The 15,567-nt window shown below is 72.3% G+C and carries 13 protein-coding genes; 9 read left to right on the top strand and 4 right to left on the bottom strand.

Annotated elements, in window-relative coordinates; genetic code table 11:
- Positions 1 to 19 precede the first annotated feature (19 nt).
- Positions 20 to 1,807, top strand: a complete 1,788-nt coding sequence (locus O7615_RS28350) for an IucA/IucC family siderophore biosynthesis protein (protein ID WP_278182267.1) — start codon at positions 20 to 22, stop codon at positions 1,805 to 1,807.
- On the opposite strand, the gene O7615_RS28345 is transcribed toward O7615_RS28350, so the two are convergent.
- Together O7615_RS28345 and O7615_RS28340 are read right to left on the bottom strand one after the other, a co-directional pair.
- A complete protein-coding gene (locus tag O7615_RS28345) occupies positions 1,804 to 2,805 on the bottom strand; it encodes a phosphotransferase (protein WP_278180835.1) in 1,002 nt (333 codons plus the stop codon). The two genes, O7615_RS28350 and O7615_RS28345, sit on opposite strands and share 4 nt — an antisense overlap.
- Positions 2,806 to 2,885: 80 nt before the next feature.
- A complete protein-coding gene (locus O7615_RS28340; protein ID WP_278180834.1) occupies positions 2,886 to 3,929 on the bottom strand; it encodes a saccharopine dehydrogenase NADP-binding domain-containing protein in 1,044 nt (347 codons plus the stop codon).
- A 103-nt stretch (positions 3,930 to 4,032) separates the two neighbouring features.
- Between O7615_RS28340 and O7615_RS28335 the strand changes: the two genes are divergently transcribed.
- The 3 genes from O7615_RS28335 to O7615_RS28325 all read left to right on the top strand — a co-directional run bounded on the left by O7615_RS28335 (position 4,033) and on the right by O7615_RS28325 (position 8,165).
- Complete coding sequence (locus O7615_RS28335) at positions 4,033 to 4,980, top strand: helix-turn-helix domain-containing protein (protein ID WP_278180833.1); 948 nt, start codon at positions 4,033 to 4,035, stop codon at positions 4,978 to 4,980.
- A 293-nt stretch (positions 4,981 to 5,273) separates the two neighbouring features.
- A complete protein-coding gene (locus O7615_RS28330; protein ID WP_278180832.1) occupies positions 5,274 to 6,536 on the top strand; it encodes an IS256 family transposase in 1,263 nt (420 codons plus the stop codon).
- 120 nt (positions 6,537 to 6,656) lie between these two features.
- Positions 6,657 to 8,165 (top strand): ISL3 family transposase, encoded by a 1,509-nt coding sequence (locus O7615_RS28325; RefSeq protein WP_278176342.1) that lies wholly within the window; start codon positions 6,657 to 6,659, stop codon positions 8,163 to 8,165.
- Positions 8,166 to 8,255: 90 nt separating this feature from the next.
- Here the strand turns inward: O7615_RS28325 and O7615_RS28320 are convergent, their stop codons facing one another.
- A complete protein-coding gene (locus O7615_RS28320; protein WP_278180831.1) occupies positions 8,256 to 8,894 on the bottom strand; it encodes a hypothetical protein in 639 nt (212 codons plus the stop codon).
- A 248-nt stretch (positions 8,895 to 9,142) separates the two neighbouring features.
- Between O7615_RS28320 and O7615_RS28315 the strand changes: the two genes are divergently transcribed.
- A complete protein-coding gene (locus tag O7615_RS28315) occupies positions 9,143 to 10,657 on the top strand; it encodes a hypothetical protein (protein ID WP_278180830.1) in 1,515 nt (504 codons plus the stop codon).
- A gap of 66 nt (positions 10,658 to 10,723) precedes the next feature.
- Here the strand turns inward: O7615_RS28315 and O7615_RS28310 are convergent, their stop codons facing one another.
- Positions 10,724 to 11,635, bottom strand: a complete 912-nt coding sequence (locus tag O7615_RS28310; RefSeq protein WP_278182266.1) for a 5'-3' exonuclease — start codon at positions 11,633 to 11,635, stop codon at positions 10,724 to 10,726.
- Between the two features lie 108 nt (positions 11,636 to 11,743).
- Here O7615_RS28310 and O7615_RS28305 point away from each other — a divergent pair, with 108 nt between their 5' ends.
- Genes O7615_RS28305 through O7615_RS28290 form a run of 4 tightly spaced genes read left to right on the top strand, consistent with a single transcriptional unit; the run spans position 11,744 to position 15,558 of the window.
- Positions 11,744 to 12,124 carry a VOC family protein gene (locus O7615_RS28305; protein WP_278180829.1) on the top strand — a complete coding sequence of 127 codons (381 nt, stop codon included), beginning with the start codon at positions 11,744 to 11,746 and terminating at the stop codon, positions 12,122 to 12,124.
- A gap of 57 nt (positions 12,125 to 12,181) precedes the next feature.
- Positions 12,182 to 13,255 (top strand): DUF4037 domain-containing protein, encoded by a 1,074-nt coding sequence (locus O7615_RS28300; protein WP_278180828.1) that lies wholly within the window; start codon positions 12,182 to 12,184, stop codon positions 13,253 to 13,255.
- A 42-nt stretch (positions 13,256 to 13,297) separates the two neighbouring features.
- Positions 13,298 to 14,419: a Xaa-Pro peptidase family protein gene (locus O7615_RS28295; RefSeq protein ID WP_278182265.1), complete on the top strand. Its 1,122-nt coding sequence runs from the start codon at positions 13,298 to 13,300 to the stop codon at positions 14,417 to 14,419.
- Positions 14,416 to 15,558, top strand: a complete 1,143-nt coding sequence (locus O7615_RS28290; RefSeq protein WP_278180827.1) for an acyl-CoA dehydrogenase family protein — start codon at positions 14,416 to 14,418, stop codon at positions 15,556 to 15,558. The genes O7615_RS28295 and O7615_RS28290 overlap by 4 nt, the downstream gene beginning before the upstream one ends.
- Positions 15,559 to 15,567 lie beyond the last annotated feature (9 nt).

The raw sequence follows: 15,567 nt of genomic DNA, 5'->3' as shown, positions 1-15,567 counted from the left end.
GCGCTCGCCCGTCGCCCACCTGCGGCCGGAGACCTGGGCACGGGCCAACCGCCTGCTGGTGCGCAAGGCGCTGGCCGAGTTCACCCACGAGCGGCTGCTCACCCCCGAGCCGGACGGGTCGCCGGCCGACGCCGCCGGCCGGCGGTGGTACGCCGTCACCGGCGACTCCGGCGCGGTGCGGTACCGGTTCGCCGCCCGGGTGCTGACCCTGGAGCACTGGGACATCGATCCGGACAGCATCACCCGGCACCGGGGGGCGGAGACGCTGCCGCTGGACGCGGTCGACCTCTGCCTCGACCTGCGCGGCGCGCTCGGCCTCACCGACCGGGTCCTGCCGGTCTACCTGGAGGAGATCAGCTCCACCCTGGCCGGCATCGCGTACAAGCTGGACCGGGCACTACCCGGCGCGGCGAAACTGGTCGAGGCCGACTTCCAGACCATCGAGACGTCGATGACCGAGGGCCACCCCTGCTTCGTGGCGAACAACGGCCGGCTCGGCTTCGGCGTCGACGAGTACCACCGCTACGCCCCCGAGGCGGCCACGCCGGTGCGGCTGATCTGGCTGGCCGCCCACCGCGACCACGCCACCTTCACCAGCTCCGCCGACCTCGACTACGATGCGCTGCTGCGCGCGGAACTGGGCGCGGCGACCCTCGACGGGTTCGCCTCGACCATGGCCGGGCTCGGCCTGGACCTGGCCGACTACCACCTCATCCCGGTGCACCCCTGGCAGTGGTGGAACAAGCTGTCGGTCACCTTCGCCGGTGAGGTGGCCCGTCGGCGGCTGGTCTGCCTCGGCGAGGGACCCGACGAGTATCTCGCCCAGCAGTCCATCCGTACCTTCTTCAACGTCAGCGCCCCGCAGCGGCACTACGTCAAGACGGCGCTGTCGGTGCTGAACATGGGCTTCATGCGCGGCCTGTCGGCCGCCTACATGGAGGCCACCCCGGCGATCAACGACTGGCTCGCCGACCTGATCGCCGGTGACGCGGTGTTCCGGGCGACCGGGCTGACGATCATCCGGGAGCGGGCCGCCGTCGGCTACCGGCACCGGCAGTACGAGGCGGCCACCGACCGCTACTCGCCGTACCGGAAGATGCTGGCCGCGCTCTGGCGGGAGAGCCCGGTGCCCGGGCTGGCACCCGGCCGGCGGCTGGCCACCATGGCGTCGCTGCTGCACGTCGACGCCGACGGCCGGTCGTTCGCGGCCGAGCTGATCGCCGCCTCCGGGCTGGCGCCGACGGAGTGGCTGCGCCGCTACCTGAACGCCTACCTCACCCCGCTGCTGCACGCCTTCTACGCGTACGACCTGGCCTTCATGCCGCACGGCGAGAACGTCATCCTGGTGCTGCACGAGGGGGCCGTCGAGCGGGTGATCTTCAAGGACATCGCCGAGGAGATCGTGGTGATGAGCGCCGAGGCGGAACTGCCGGCGGCGGTCGAGCGGATCCGGGCCGACATCCCGGAGGACATGAAGCTACTGTCGATCTTCACCGACGTCTTCGACTGCTTCTTCCGCTTCCTCGGCGCGGTGCTGGCCGATCAGGGCGTCGCCGACGAGGAGACGTTCTGGCGTACGGTCGCCGACTGCGCCACCGAGTACGCCGACCGGGTGCCCCAGCTGGCCGACCGGCTGGCCCGCTACGACCTGTTCGCCCCGGAGTTCGCGCTCTCCTGCCTCAACCGGCTGCAACTGCGCGACAACCAGCAGATGGTCGACCTCGCCGACCCGTCCGCCGCGCTGCAACTCGTCGGCGCCCTGACCAATCCCCTCGCCCGCTTCGCGGAAGGAGCAAGCCGACCCTAGGTGCTCAGGTCGTCCAGGTCGCGTGCCAGCAGCTCGGCCAGCAGGGTGTGCCGGCCGGGGTCGTTCGCCGGAGTGATGCCCCGGCTGGGCATCTCCACGGTCATCAGCAGGTGCAGGTGCATCCGGTAGAGCGTCAACCGGCGGCGCGCCCCGTCGTCGAAGATCAGCGGAGCGCCGGTGGCGTCGGCGTACCCGCGCAGGAACGGGTGCGCCGGCTCGTCCTCGGCGCGGCGGAACAGCAGCGGAGAGACCAGGTCCACCAGCGGGTCGCCGTAGAGGAAGCGTTCGCCGTCGACCAGCCCGCACATCCGGGGTGGGCCGTCGTCGCCCGCCGCGGCCAGCACGTTGCCGTCCCAGCAGTCGAAGTGCAGCAGGGCGGGCCGGCCGACCCGGTCGAGCACGTCGGCGTGCCGGGCGACCAGCGCCCGGATCCGCTGCGGCGGCGCGGGCAGGGTCACGGCCCAGTCGGCCGCGTCGGCGAGCAGGTCGTCGATGATCGCCGCGAACGCCGCCCGCCAGGTCGATCCGCCGGTACGGCCGGCGTCGTAGCCGAACCGGTCGCCGGTGATCCGGTGCAGGGCCGCCGTCACCGCGCCCAGGTCGGCCCGGGCCGGGCCGTCGTCACCGTCCAGATCGGGCAGTGCCCGTCCGGGCAGCCGTCCGGTGACCAACCACTCGCCGCGCCGCGGATCGCCGCCGTGGTGCAGCACCGGCGGCACCGGCACCCGGGGCGCCCGCTCGGCGACCAGCCGGAAGTAGCGGGCCTCGGCGGCGAGCAGATCGGTCTCGTACCGCAGCAGCCGCGCGGTGGGCGGCGGGGCGACCTTCAGCACGACATCCCGGTCGTCGTCGAGGCGCGCCCACCACACCGCCGCGAAGCCGCCGCCGGACAGCGGCCCGCAGTCGCGTACCTGTCGATCCGGGCCGAACGAGGCGCGGACGAAGTCGAGCACGTCGTCGGGGGAGAGGATCCGCTGGGTGGGACTGACCGGCGCCACCCGGCCAGGGTATGCGGCGGTGCGTCACCTGTCCGACCCGTGCCGCCGCCCTGGTCCGGGCCGCGCCGGGCGCACGGGTCTCAGCCGTGGGTGTCCGCCGGGGCGTGCAGCGTGAGGTGCCCGGACAGCGCGTCGAGGAAGTCGGGGGCGTCGAAGGCCGCGCCGGCGGAGACGACGCCGGTCGCCCGGGTCCGGCCGGTGAGGATGCGGTCGACGGCCTCCACCGCGAGCGGCGCGCTGATGGCGTAGATGTCCTGGCCGGTGGCGGTCAGGCGGCGTTCCGTGTCGCCGGAGCGGACGAGGGCGTCGACGACGAACGTCTGTGCGGAGCGGCCGCGCTCGTCGATCGCGGTCGGCGGGGTGGGGTCGGGGGAGAGGAGGTCCGCGACCGCGTTGGCGGTCAGGTAGGTGCGGACCTCCGGGACGGCCAGGTGGCTGGGGATGGTGACGACGTCGGCCATGGTGAACTCACCGATGACGCGCTGCGGGCCGAGCGGGGCCGGGAAGGACCATTCCAGGGTCGGCAGCGGGTCGTCGTGGTAGCGCAGCTGCCCGCCGGTGAAGCGGACCCGGCGACCGCCGCGCCGCCGCGCCGAGACCGCCCCCGAGGCGAGCGTGCCGCCGGTCGGGTGCCAGCTACTGAGGGCGTACGCGACGTGCACCTCGTCCGCCGCCGTCCAGTCGCCCATCGCGGTGGTGACCAGCAGGTCGCCGAGGCCGCCGTAGCAGGCCATCGCCGGGACCGCCACGGTGCCGGCGGCGCGAACGGAGTCGGCGAAGTGCGTGAACGTGTCGACGTTGGCCTCGATCTCGGCCGCCACGTCGACGTACGGGATGCCGGCGCGCAGTGCCGCCCCGAGGACCGCGCCGGTGGTGGCGGCGAACGGCCCGGCGGTGTTGATCACTGCGTCCGTGCCGTCCAGTGCCCGGTCGAGCGAGGCCGGATCGTCGACCGACGCCCGCCGCGTCTCGACGTCCGGGTGCTCCCGCGCGAGCGCCCGCAGCCTGTCCCGGTCGCGACCGAGCAGCAGCGGGAGGTGTCCGCGCGCCCGCAGCTCGGCGACCACGAACCGCCCGGTGTGCCCGTACGCACCGTAGACCGCGATGTTCCCGACCGTTGCCATGACCTGCTCCCGGTGGCGTGAGGTGATCCGCTGCCAGAGATCCTGGCCGGGCCGACCGACCGCTGCCAGTGTCCGGAACGACATGACCCGTACAATTCCCGACATGGCCGCCGTCTCGCGCTCCGTCGCCTTCGCCGCCACCGACGGGATGCTGCACTTCGAGCTGGCCCTGGCCTACGAGGTCTTCGGCTCCGCCCCGGACGCCGTCCGGGGCCCCTGGTACGACGTGAGCGTGTGCGGCACGCGGCCCGTGCGGGTCGGCCGGTTCCTGCTGGAGCCGGACGGCGGGCTCGACCGGCTGGCCCGCGCCGGCACGGTGGTCGTCCCCGCCCTGGCGGAGATCGACGAGGACCCGCCGGCCGACCTCGTCGAGGCGGTGCGCGCGGCCCACGAGGCGGGCGCGCGGGTCGTCTCCCTGTGCACCGGAGCGTTCGTGCTCGCCGCCGCGGGCCTGCTGGACGGGCTGCGCGCGACCACGCACTGGGCCCACACCGACCACCTGGCCGCGCGCTACCCCCGGGTGACGGTCGACCCGGATGTGCTCTACGTCGACAACGGTAGGCTGCTCACCTCCGCGGGCAAGGCCGCGGCGATGGACCTGTGCCTGCACCTGGTCCGCCGCGACCACGGCTCGGCGATCGCCAACGTGGTCGCCCGCCGCCTGGTCGTGCCGCCGCACCGGGCCGGCGGCCAGGCCCAGTTCGTCACCACACCGGTGCCCGCCCAGGACGACCACCCCCTGGCCGACCTGCTCCCCTGGGCGATGCGGCGGCTGGACCAACCGCTCACCGTGGCGGACCTGGCCCGCCAGGCGAACCTGAGTTCGCGCCAGCTGACCCGCCACTTCCACGCGATCACCGGCACCACCCCGCTGCAATGGTTGCTGACCCAGCGGATCCGCCGCGCGCAGGAGATGCTCGAAACCACCGACGACAGCGTCGACACCATCGCCGCGGCCGCCGGCATGGGCACCGCGACCACCCTGCGCCGCCACTTCCGCCGTACGGTCGGCGTCCCACCGGACACCTACCGCCAGACGTTCCAGACGTGAGGCCGCGGGGCGTACGCGTTCCGTCCCCGGTGCGGGCGCCGCAGCGCCGTCACGCGAGCGCGGCCGCCTCGCACCGCACGCCGACCCACAGCACGTCCAGTCCGTCAAGCACCTTCTGCCACCGCTGCCGGGACATGGCGCCACCGAGCAGGACGTCACCGAGTCACGGAGCCGCCGAACAGGCGCCCAGCGCCCGGTCTCGGTGGGGGAGACGGGACTGCGTAGATTTCCGTGTTTGACCTGGGTGTGGTCCGTTGGACAGGACGTTGATCCTGTCCGGGAAGGACCACGTCATGGCAGACAAGAAGAACGCTGTTCAGCTTCCGGAGCCGTCGGCGGCGGAGGTGGAGTTCGCTCAGCAGTTGGTGGAGCGGGCCAAGGCCGACGGGGTGTCTCTGGTGGGGCCGGGTGGGCTCCTGGCGGGGATCACTCGTACCGTGCTCGAATCAGCGTTGGATGCGGAGCTGGATGCGCATCTCGACGAGGCCGGTGTCGACGAGGCGACCGGCCGGCGGGCCAACGTGCGTAATGGTCACGGAACCAAGACGATGCAGACCGATGTCGGGCCGGTGCGGATCCAGGTGCCGCGGGATCGGGCCGGATCGTTCACCCCGCAGATCGTGCCCAAGCATGTTCGCCGGTTGGACGGGTTCAACGAGGCGATCCTGTCGCTGTATGCGAAAGGGTTAACGACCGGGGAGATCTCGGCGCATCTGGCGGATGTGTATGAGGCCGATGTGTCCCGGGAGTTGATCAGCCGGGTCACCGACAGTGTCCTGGCCGAGATGGAGGCGTGGCGGCAGCGGCCGCTGGACCGGATCTATCCGGTGGTGTTCATCGACGCCCTGGTGATGAAGATCCGCCAGGGGCAGGTCGCGAACCGGCCCGTCTACGTCGTGGTCGGCATCAGCCTCGACGGGGAACGCGACGTGCTCGGTATGTGGGCCGGCACCGGCGGTGAAGGCGCCAAACAGTGGGCCGGCTACCTCACCGAACTCCGCAACCGGGGTGTCGAGGACGTGTTCATGGTCTGCTCCGACGGCCTCAAAGGCATGACCGACGCTATCGAACAGGTATGGCCCCTCGCGGTGCACCAGCAATGCGTCGTCCACCTGGTGCGGGCCAGCCTGCGTTACACCAACCGGAAGGACTGGCAGAAGATCACCCCCGCACTGCGGGAGATCTACACCGCCCCCACCGTCGCCGCTGCAGAGGCCCGCTTCGAAGCGCTCGCCGCCGAGTTCGGTGACCAGTACCCCGCCGTCATCCGGCTCTGGCGGACCTCCTGGCCACAGTTCGTGCCGTTCCTGAACTACGACCACGAGGTCCGCAAAGTCCTCTACACCACCAACATCATCGAAAGTTTGAACGCCCGGTTCCGGCAGGCCGCCCGCAGGCGCGGGCATTTCCCGACCGAGCAGGCCGCGATGAAGGTCCTCTACCTCGTCGTCCAGCAGAAACGTAGAGGCGGCGGGAGCATCACCGGCAGGGTCTACGGTTGGGCCAAGACCCTCAACGCCCTGATCCTCGCCTACGGCGACCGGATCACCATCTAACAGCATCGATCACACCACAGGCCCAAACACGGAAATCGAGGCTCTGTCTCACATTCGGTGGTGACCGAAGGTAATCGATGTCGTTGAGGTCATGTGTGCAAGATCGATGATCTGACGAAGATGGTGTTCTCGGGGTTGTCCCCGCTGGTGATCGATGACGTCACGGACGAGGGCGAGCGGATTCTGGTGCGGGCTCGGACTCCTGAAGCGACGGTGGCGTGTCCGGGCTGCAAGGTGGTGACGGGCCGGGTGCACGGGTATCACCAGCGGACTCTGGCGGATGTGCCGGTCGATGCCCGGCCGGTGGTGCTGCGGGTACGAGTGCGCCGTCTGGTGTGCCCGACGCAGGGCTGCCGTCGCACGTTCCGGGAGCAGCTTCCGGGAGTTCTGGAGCGTTACCAGCGTCGCACGTCCCGGTTGATTTCGCAGGTGGCTGCGGTCGTGCGTCAGCTGGCCGGCCGGGCCGGTGCTCGCCTGATGTCGGTCCTGGCGATGGTCGTCATGTCCCGGCACACTGCCCTGCGGGCGCTGCTGCGTATTCCGTTGCCGCAGCGGCGGGTGCCCCGCGTGCTCGGGGTCGACGACTTCGCGTTGTGTCGTCGTCGCCGTTACGCCACCGTCCTGATCGACGCGGTCACCCGTGAGCGCATCGATGTGCTGCCCGACCGCAAGGCCCACACGTTGGAGACGTGGCTGTGTGAGCATCCCGGTGTCGAGATAGTGTGCCGGGACTCCTCCGGCGCCTACGCCGAAGCGGTCCGCCGCGCCCTACCCCAGGCGGTGCAGGTCGCCGATCGCTGGCACCTGTGGCACAACCTCGCCGAAGCCGTCCGCAAAGAAGTCACCGCACACAGCACGTGCTGGGCCACCACCGGCCTACCGCCCCAGGACGGCATCCGGGCCGTGACCACCCGGCAGCGGTGGCAGCAGGTCCACGATCTGCTCGACAAGGGCGTCGGCCTACTCGAATGCGCCCGCCGCCTCAACCTCGGCCTCAACACCATCAAACGCTACGCCCGCATCAGCCAACCCGAACGTCTGGTCCGCGCACCCCAGTACCGGCCCACCCTCGTCGACCCCTACCGCGCCCACCTACGCCAACGCCGCCAACAGGACCCCGCCGTCGGCGCCACCCAACTCCTCGCCGAGATCAGGGAACTGGGCTACACCGGCAGCCTCAACCTGCTCTACCGCTACATCACCCAAGGCCGCGTCGAAGCCGACCGCCCAGCCCTGTCACCCCGACGCCTCACCCGCTACCTCCTGACCCCACCCGATCAGCTCACAGACCACCAACGGTCGCTCGTCGACGCCCTCACCGCCGCCTGCCCGGAGATGACCACGCTGACCGGCTTCATCGGCTCGTTCGCCAGCCTCCTCACACCCGCAGCCGGCAACGACCACCGTCTCGACACATGGATCACCGAGGTCACAACAACGGACCTGCCCCACCTACACACCTTCACCCGCGGCCTCGGCCTGGACCGCGACGCCGTCAACGCCGCCCTGACAACCCCCTTCCACAACGGCGGCACCGAAGGCGTCAACACCAAAACCAAATTGATCAAGCGGCAAATGTACGGACGCGCCGGGTTCGACCTTCTACGACACCGAATCCTGCTCGGCTAACCGGCACCCTCCGTCACCACCGAATGTGAGACAGAGCCGAAATCGACACACTCCCTGGGAGACCGGGCGCTGGGCGGGGGGTCGGGGCTCTCAGGCGGTGGTGTCGGCTCGCTCTGGCGAGGGGGCGGCGAATGTCCTGCTGGGTGGGGTGCGGAAGGCGTGGACCAGGCCGGCGAGGGAGAGTAGTAGGAGCAGCGCGGCGCCGAGGTACATGACGGTGGCGGCCTGTCCGGCTTTGGTTCCCATTTCGCTGAAGCCGTACGAGGTGAGCAGCAGGCCGCGTAGCGTCTCGCCCTTGAACACGGTGTCCCGCTGGGCGCTGACTTCGGCGAGTTGGGCTTGCAGGTCGGCCAGTGCCGGGTCGTTGGTCTGCTGGGCGGTGGCGACCTGCTCGCGTAGCTGGCTCTGCGGCTGGCCCAGGTCGGCGTAGGTCTGTCCGCCGGCCATGTTCTTCAGGTGCAGCCCGATGTACTCGTTGGCGTAGCACTCGGCCTGCTTGCCGGTGGTGAGTTCCTTTCCCGCGTTCTCCACCAGGCACTCGACGTTTTTCTCGTCGTCGCTGAGTTGGTCGGCGGGGGTGAAGGTGATGTTCTGGGCGCCGAGTTGGTCGCGTACGTAGGTGTTGGCGAAGTTGGCGTTCGAGGTCAGGACGATCCCGATGACGAGTAGTAGGGCCGCGAGGCCCAGCCCACCGATGCTGAACAGAATGTCGAGCGTCCTGCGCTTCACGCGATTCTCCAAGGGGTTGGCTGCCGAGTTTCGACTGTCATATCGTGGCCCGCCGGACCGGCGTCCAGCAGGGTCGAACTCCCGCACCCGGAAGGACCTTCGACCCGTCCGCCTGCGTACCCCGCCGACCTGCACGCATCCTCCGTCGGGTGTCCGACCCGGAGCTGACCGGTGGGCGACAGGAGGGCCCGGTCGGCGTGACTATCGTCGGCCGCTGCCAGCCAGCCGCAGTCCGACGGGAGTGGATCATGCCAGGAATAGTGGGAACCGACGATGACGGTGGCGGCTTCGGCGTCAAGGGTACGAGTCCCACCGGCGCCGGCGTGGTCGGCGAGGGCCCGCAGTGGGCCGGCGTGGTCGCGTCCAGCGCTACCGGGGCCGGCGTCTCCGCGTTCAGCGACACCGGTCCCGGCGTCCTCAGCGTCAGCAACTCCGGTATCGGCGTCTCCGGGCAGAGCGTCGCCGACGTCGGCGTGTCGGGCCGATCAGACTCGGCGGCCGGCGTCACCGGATCGTCCACGACGGGTTCCGGGGTTATCGGCCACAGTGTCGACGACAACGGCGTTCTGGGCACCTCGGAGGCGGCCAGCGGCGCCGGGGTGTTCGGCCGCAGCTCGGTGGAGCAGGGCGGCAACGGCGTCGCCGGGCTCGCCGAAGGGCTCGGCGGAATCGGTGTGTTCGGCGCAGCGGACCGACGGGGGACCGGCGTCGTCGGGCAGGGTGCGACCGGGATGGTGGCCCGGGGCGACGCCGGTGCCGGCATCGAGGCGAGCAGCGAGCAGGCTCCGGGTGTGGTCGGTCGGTCGCAGCGCGACGGCGTGCCGGCGGTGGTCGGCGAGAGCGCGGGCGGCACCGGGGTGCTGGGCACCGCCCGGGAGTGGACGGAGCCCGCGGTGCACGGCAAGCACACCCGCGGCGGTACCGGCGTACTGGGTACGACCGACGGGCAGCGGATGTCGGTTCCCCCGGTCGCCGGGGTCCGGGGTGTCTGCACCGCGGACGCGCCCGGCGCCCTCGGCACCAGCACCGCCGGCCCCGGTGTCGTCGGCCTGCACGGCGCGGCCTCGGCCACGATCCTCGGCGCGGCGGGTGTGGTGGGTGCATCGAACGATGCCCCTGGGGTCTTCGGCTGGGGCGCACCGGGAGTCCTGGGCCTGGGGCGAGTCGACGAGGTCGCCGTGATGGCGATGGGCGGACTGTCGTCGCTGGGCACCACGACGATGCCCGCGGGCGGGTTCGTCGGGACGGTGACCATCATCGGTGACCTCAAGGTGGCCGGGGGTGCGAAGCAGTTCGTCATCGACCATCCGTTGGATCCGCAGCGTCGCTACCTTCAGCACGCCGCGGTGGAGGCGCCGGCGTTGAAGACCTTCTACGACGGAAGGGTCTCGTTGGACGAGTCCGGACGGGCCCGCGTCGAGTTGCCGGCGTGGTTCGGCAGCCTCAACACCGACCTGTGTTACTCGCTGACCCCCGTCGGCGGCCCGGGGCCGGAGCTGCACATCGCCGAGGAGTACGACGGCGCGGGCTTCACGGTGGCCGGCGGGGCGCCCGGTGCGATCGTCTGCTGGCAGGTCACGGGCGTACGTCAGGACGCCTCGGCGCGATCCCACCCGCTCGTGGTCGAACCGGAGAAGGCACCGGCGGACATCGGCCGGTACGTCGATCCGGCAGCGCACGACGGCACCCCCGACCAGCACGTGGCCTGGGCGTCGGCCCTGCTCGCCCGACGGGAGGCGCTGGCGCGCGATCAGGAGGGTTGACGGCCACCGGCGGTAGCGGGTGCCATGCGCGAAGATCGACGAGCCTCTTCCCGCACGGCGCGACGCTCAGCCGGATGGCTGGCCCGCCGTGGCGAGGGCGTCGACCAGGCGGCGGGTGGAGCCGGCCAGGTTCCACCGCTCGGCCAGCTCGATCAGCCGCGGCGGGTCGGCCGGTGCCACCGGCAGCTCGGTGGGCAGCGGCGGCAGCGGCACGTCCAGGGCGACCCGGACCACCTTCGGCGCCACCGCGAGATAGTCCCGCGCGGCGGCCAGCTTGGTGCGCAGCCCAGGGGCGAAGCCGGAGGCCGGGTCGTCCAGGGCGGCGAGGATGCCGGCGATGTCGCCGTAACGGTCGACGAGCCGGGCGGCGGTCTTCTCGCCGACGCCGGCCACGCCGGGCAACCCGTCGCTGGGGTCGCCGCGCAGGGCGGCGAACTCGGCGTACCGGTCGGCGGCGACGCCGTAGCGGGCGCGCACGGCGTCGTCGTCGCAGTCCTCCAGCTTGGCCACGCCTCGCCCGATGTAGAGCAGCCGCACGCCGCGGGCGTCGTCGATCAGCTGGAACAGGTCGCGGTCGCCGGAGACCACCTCGACCGGGCCGGGTTGGGTGACCGAGAGGGTGCCGAGCACGTCGTCGGCCTCGTAACCGGCCGCGCCGACCACGGTGATGCCCAGCGCGTCGAGCATGTCGAGGATCATCGGCACCTGCGGGGTGAGGGTGTCCGGCACCACCTCGCCGCCCTCGGGCGCCACCCGGTGCGCCTTGTACGACGGCAGCAGCGCGACCCGCCAGTCCGGCCGCCAGTCGTGGTCCATCGCGCACACCATCCGCCCCGGGCGGCGGGTGCGGACCAGGTGGGCGAGCATGTCGAGGAAGCCGCGTACGGCGTTGACCGGCTGGCCGTCGGCGGTCTTCGCGGCGGACTCGGGAATGCCGAAGTAGGCCCGGAAGTAGAGACTGGGCGCGTCGACGAGCATGATCGGGGTCTGCGGTGCCACGCCCGACAGCCTGGCACACCCCACCGACGTTCACGACGCACGGCACGTCGACGGCATGATCACGCGGCACGACCGGAGGAGTTGAGCATGGCCGCATCGACCCGGCTCAGGTTGACCACGGTCAACCTGGACACGCCCGACCCGGCCGCGCTGGCCCGGTTCTACGCGCGCCTGCTCGGCTGGGACATCGCGGTCGAGGAGGCCGACGACGTCATCCTGCGTGCGCCCGAGGGCGGCGTGGGCCTCTCCTTCCAGCGGGAGCGGGCGTACGTCCGGCCGACCTGGCCGGCCGAGGCCGGACGGCAGCAGATGATGACGCACCTGGAGATCGGCGTCGAGGATCTGCCCACGGCGCTGGCGCACGCGCTGGCCTGCGGTGCCACCCTGGCCGCGTACCAACCGCAGGTGGCCGTCCGGGTCTGCCTGGACCCGGACGGCCACCCGTTCTGCCTCTGGTTGATGGAGTGACCCGGTACCGCCGATATCCGTTGGTCGCGGGCGGGGCCGGGGCAGCAGACTGATCGAGTGTCCTTCCTCCCCGGCCTTGAGCTGTCCCGGCGCTTCCACGCCGAGGTGGTCGCCCCGGTGCTGGGCCCGGCGTTCCCCGGGCTGCGCTACGCGGCCGGACGCCTCGACGGCGGGTCGGAGGTGCTCGGCCTGGACACGCCCCGGTCCACCGACCACGACTGGGGATGCCGGCTGCAACTGTTCGTCGACGCGGCCGACGCCCACCGGATACCCGAGCTGCTGGCCGCCGTGGACGCCGCCCTGCCGCGTACCTTCCTCGGCCTGCCGACCCGCTTCGTCGGCACCGAGGACGGCCGGCTCGGGGTGGCCGGGTTGGCTGGCGCGCGGCACGGGGTGACAGCCCGGGAACTGGGCGGATGGCTGCGCGGCCAGCTGGGCTTCGACCCGAGCGGGACGGTGTCGGTGGCGGACTGGCTGTCGGTGCCGACGCAGCGGCTGGCGGAACTCACCGGCGGCGCCGTCTTCCACGACGGGCTCGGCGGGGCGCTCGTCCGGGCCCGGGCGGCACTGCGCTGGTACCCCGACGACGTGTGGCGGCACGTCCTCGCCGCCGCCTGGACCAGGGTGGCGCAGGCCGAGCACCTGCCGGGGCGGTGCGCCGAGGTCGGCGACGAACTGGGCAGCCGGATGGTCGCCGCCGGCCTCGCCCGGGACCTGATGCGCATCGGTCTGCTCACCCGGCGCCGCTGGCCCCCGTACGACAAGTGGCTCGGCACGGTGTTCGGCCGGCTGCCGGACGCGGCGCCGGTGACCGCGGCGCTGGCCGACGCCCTCGGCCCCGGCGACTGGCCGCACCGCCAGGCGGGCCTGGTCGGGGCGCTGGAGGCGATGGCGACCTGGACCGACGGCACCGGCCTCGCCGCGCCGGTGCGGGCCCGGGCGATCCCGTTCCACACCCGCCCGTTCCTGGTGCTGCACGCCGACCGGGTCGCCGCCGCGCTGCGGGCGGAGATCACCGATGCCGCGCTGCGGGAGCGTCCCCTCATCGGTGCCGTCGACCAGTTCGTGCACAGCGTCGACGTGCTCACCCGGCCCGAGCGGGCCCGCCGGGTGGCCGACACACTCCGGTAGGCGACACGGTCCGCGCGCCGCTCCCCAAACGACCGTTAAGCTATCGGGGTGGGATCCGAGGAGCTGTACCCGCCGCAGCGGCTGGCCGCCGCGCAGCGCGCCACCGCCGCCGCCGGGCTGGATGCGCTGCTGCTCAGCCCCGGCTCCGACCTGCGTTACCTGACCGGCTACGACGCGCACGCCGGTGAGCGGCTGACCCTGCTGGTGCTGCCCGCCGAGGGCGAGCCGACGCTGATCGTCCCGACCCTGGAACGGCCGGCGGCCGAGGCGTCCCCGGCGCCGGCCACCGGGGTACGCATCGTCGACCATCCCGACGGCGCGGACCCGTACCCGCTGGTGACCGCCGCGCTCGACGGCCCGGCCGACGCGGTGGGGCTGGCCGACCGGATGTGGGCCGAGCAGGTCCTCGCGCTGCGCGCGGTGCTGCCCGGCGCCCGGCAGCGGCTCGCGTCCGAGGTGCTGCGGGAGCTTCGGATCCACAAGTCGCCGGCGGAGATCGCCGCGCTCGCCGAGGCCGGCGCGGCCATCGACGCCGTGCACGCCCGGATGGGCGAGTGGCTGCGGCCGGGGCGCACCGAGGTGGAGGTGGCCGCCGACATCGCCGCCGCGATCCGCGCGGCCGGGCACGTGACGGTCGACTTCGTCATCGTGGCCGCCGGCCCGAACGGGGCCAGCCCGCATCACGGCACCGCCGACCGGCCGATCGGCGCGGGGGAGCCGGTGGTGGTGGACATCGGTGGCACCATGCCCTCGGGCTACCGCTCGGACTGCACCCGCACCTACGTCGCCGGTGGCCGGCCGCCGGCCGAGTTCGGCGACTACTACCAGGTGCTGCACGCCGCGCAGCGCGCCGCCGTGGCGGCGGTCCGACCCGGGGTGGACGCGGAGGCCGTCGACGCCGCCGCCCGCGCGCCGATCACCGCCGCCGGCTACGGCGACGCCTTCCTGCACCGCACCGGCCACGGCATCGGTCTGGACGGCCACGAGGAGCCGTACGTGGTGGCGGGCAACGACCGCCCACTGGCGGCGGGCATGGCGTTCTCCGTCGAGCCGGGCATCTACCTGGCCGGGCAGCACGGCGCCCGGATCGAGGACATCGTCGTCTGCACGACGGACGGCGTACGGCGGCTCAACACCATCCCCACGGAGCTCATCGCGCTATGACTGTCGACCGGATCCTGCCCACCGACGAGGCTCACGACCTGCTGGAGCTGGCCACCGAACTCGCCGACCGGGAACTCGCGCCGAGGGCGGGCGAGTACGAGCAGCGGGCCGAGTTTCCCCGGGAGGTGTTGCGCACGCTGGGCCGGGCCGGACTGCTCGGCCTGCCGTATCCGGAGGAGTACGGCGGGGCCGCCCAGCCGTACGAGGTCTACCTGCAGGTGTTGGAGATCCTGGCCGGTCGCTGGTTGGCGGTCGCCGAGGCGGTCAGCGTGCACACGCTGTCCTGCTACCCGGTCGCCGCGTTCGGCAGCGACGAGCAGCGCAAGCTGCTGCCCGACCTGCTCGGCGGCGAGCTGCTCGGCGCGTACTGCCTGTCGGAGCCGCAGGGCGGTTCGGACGCCGCCGCGCTCACCACGAAGGCGGTCCGCGACGGGGACTCCTACGTCGTCACCGGCACCAAGGCGTGGATCACCCACGCCTCGGTGGCCGACTTCTACAACATCTTCTGCCGCACCGGCGGCAGCGGCCCGCGCGGCATCTCCTGCCTGCTCGCCGACCGGGCCACGCCGGGCATCCAGCCGCAGGCCGCCGAGCGCACCATGGGCCTGCGCTCCTCGCCGGTGGCGCAGATCGCCTTCGACGACGCCCGGGTGCCCGCCGACCGGCTGGTCGGCGGCGAGGGGGCGGGCTTCACCATCGCCATGTCCGCCCTGGATTCGGGCCGGTTGGGCATCGCCGCCTGCGCGGTCGGGCTGGCCCAGGCGGCGCTCGACTACGCCCTGGACTACGCCCGGCAGCGCCAGCAGTTCGGCCGATCGATCATCGACTTCCAGGGGATCGGGTTCACCGTGGCGGATCTGGCCACCCAGATCTCCGCCGCCCGGGCGTTGACGCTCGCCGCGGCCCGGTTGCGCGATGCCGGGCGGCCCTACGCGATCGAGGCGGCCAAGGCGAAGCTGTTCGCCACCGACGTGGCGATGCGGGTGACCACGGACGCGGTCCAGCTCCTCGGCGGCGCGGGCTACGTCGCCGACCATCCGGTGGAGCGCTACCTGCGTGAGGCGAAGGTGCTGCAGATCGTGGAGGGCACCAACCAGATCCAGCGTCTGGTGATCTCCCGGGCACTGGCGAAGGAGTGACCGTCCGTC

Origin of the sequence: Micromonospora sp. WMMD1082, assembly GCF_029626175.1 — a bacterium.
GTDB lineage: Bacteria > Actinomycetota > Actinomycetes > Mycobacteriales > Micromonosporaceae > Micromonospora.
This window is presented reverse-complemented; position numbering and strand designations above follow the sequence as displayed.

What these genes read in the sequence shown, in the direction of transcription:
- O7615_RS28290 (WP_278180827.1), top strand. Translation starts at nt 14,416, where the DNA reads ATGACTGTCGACCGGATCCTGCCCACCGACGAGGCTCACGACCTGCTG.
- O7615_RS28305 (WP_278180829.1), top strand. Translation starts at nt 11,744, where the DNA reads ATGGCCGCATCGACCCGGCTCAGGTTGACCACGGTCAACCTGGACACG.
- O7615_RS28330 (WP_278180832.1), top strand. Translation starts at nt 5,274, where the DNA reads ATGGCAGACAAGAAGAACGCTGTTCAGCTTCCGGAGCCGTCGGCGGCG.
- O7615_RS28340 (WP_278180834.1), bottom strand. Translation starts at nt 3,929, where the DNA reads ATGGCAACGGTCGGGAACATCGCGGTCTACGGTGCGTACGGGCACACC.
- O7615_RS28335 (WP_278180833.1), top strand. Translation starts at nt 4,033, where the DNA reads ATGGCCGCCGTCTCGCGCTCCGTCGCCTTCGCCGCCACCGACGGGATG.
- O7615_RS28315 (WP_278180830.1), top strand. Translation starts at nt 9,143, where the DNA reads ATGCCAGGAATAGTGGGAACCGACGATGACGGTGGCGGCTTCGGCGTC.
- O7615_RS28325 (WP_278176342.1), top strand. Translation starts at nt 6,657, where the DNA reads ATGGTGTTCTCGGGGTTGTCCCCGCTGGTGATCGATGACGTCACGGAC.
- O7615_RS28310 (WP_278182266.1), bottom strand. Translation starts at nt 11,635, where the DNA reads ATGCTCGTCGACGCGCCCAGTCTCTACTTCCGGGCCTACTTCGGCATT.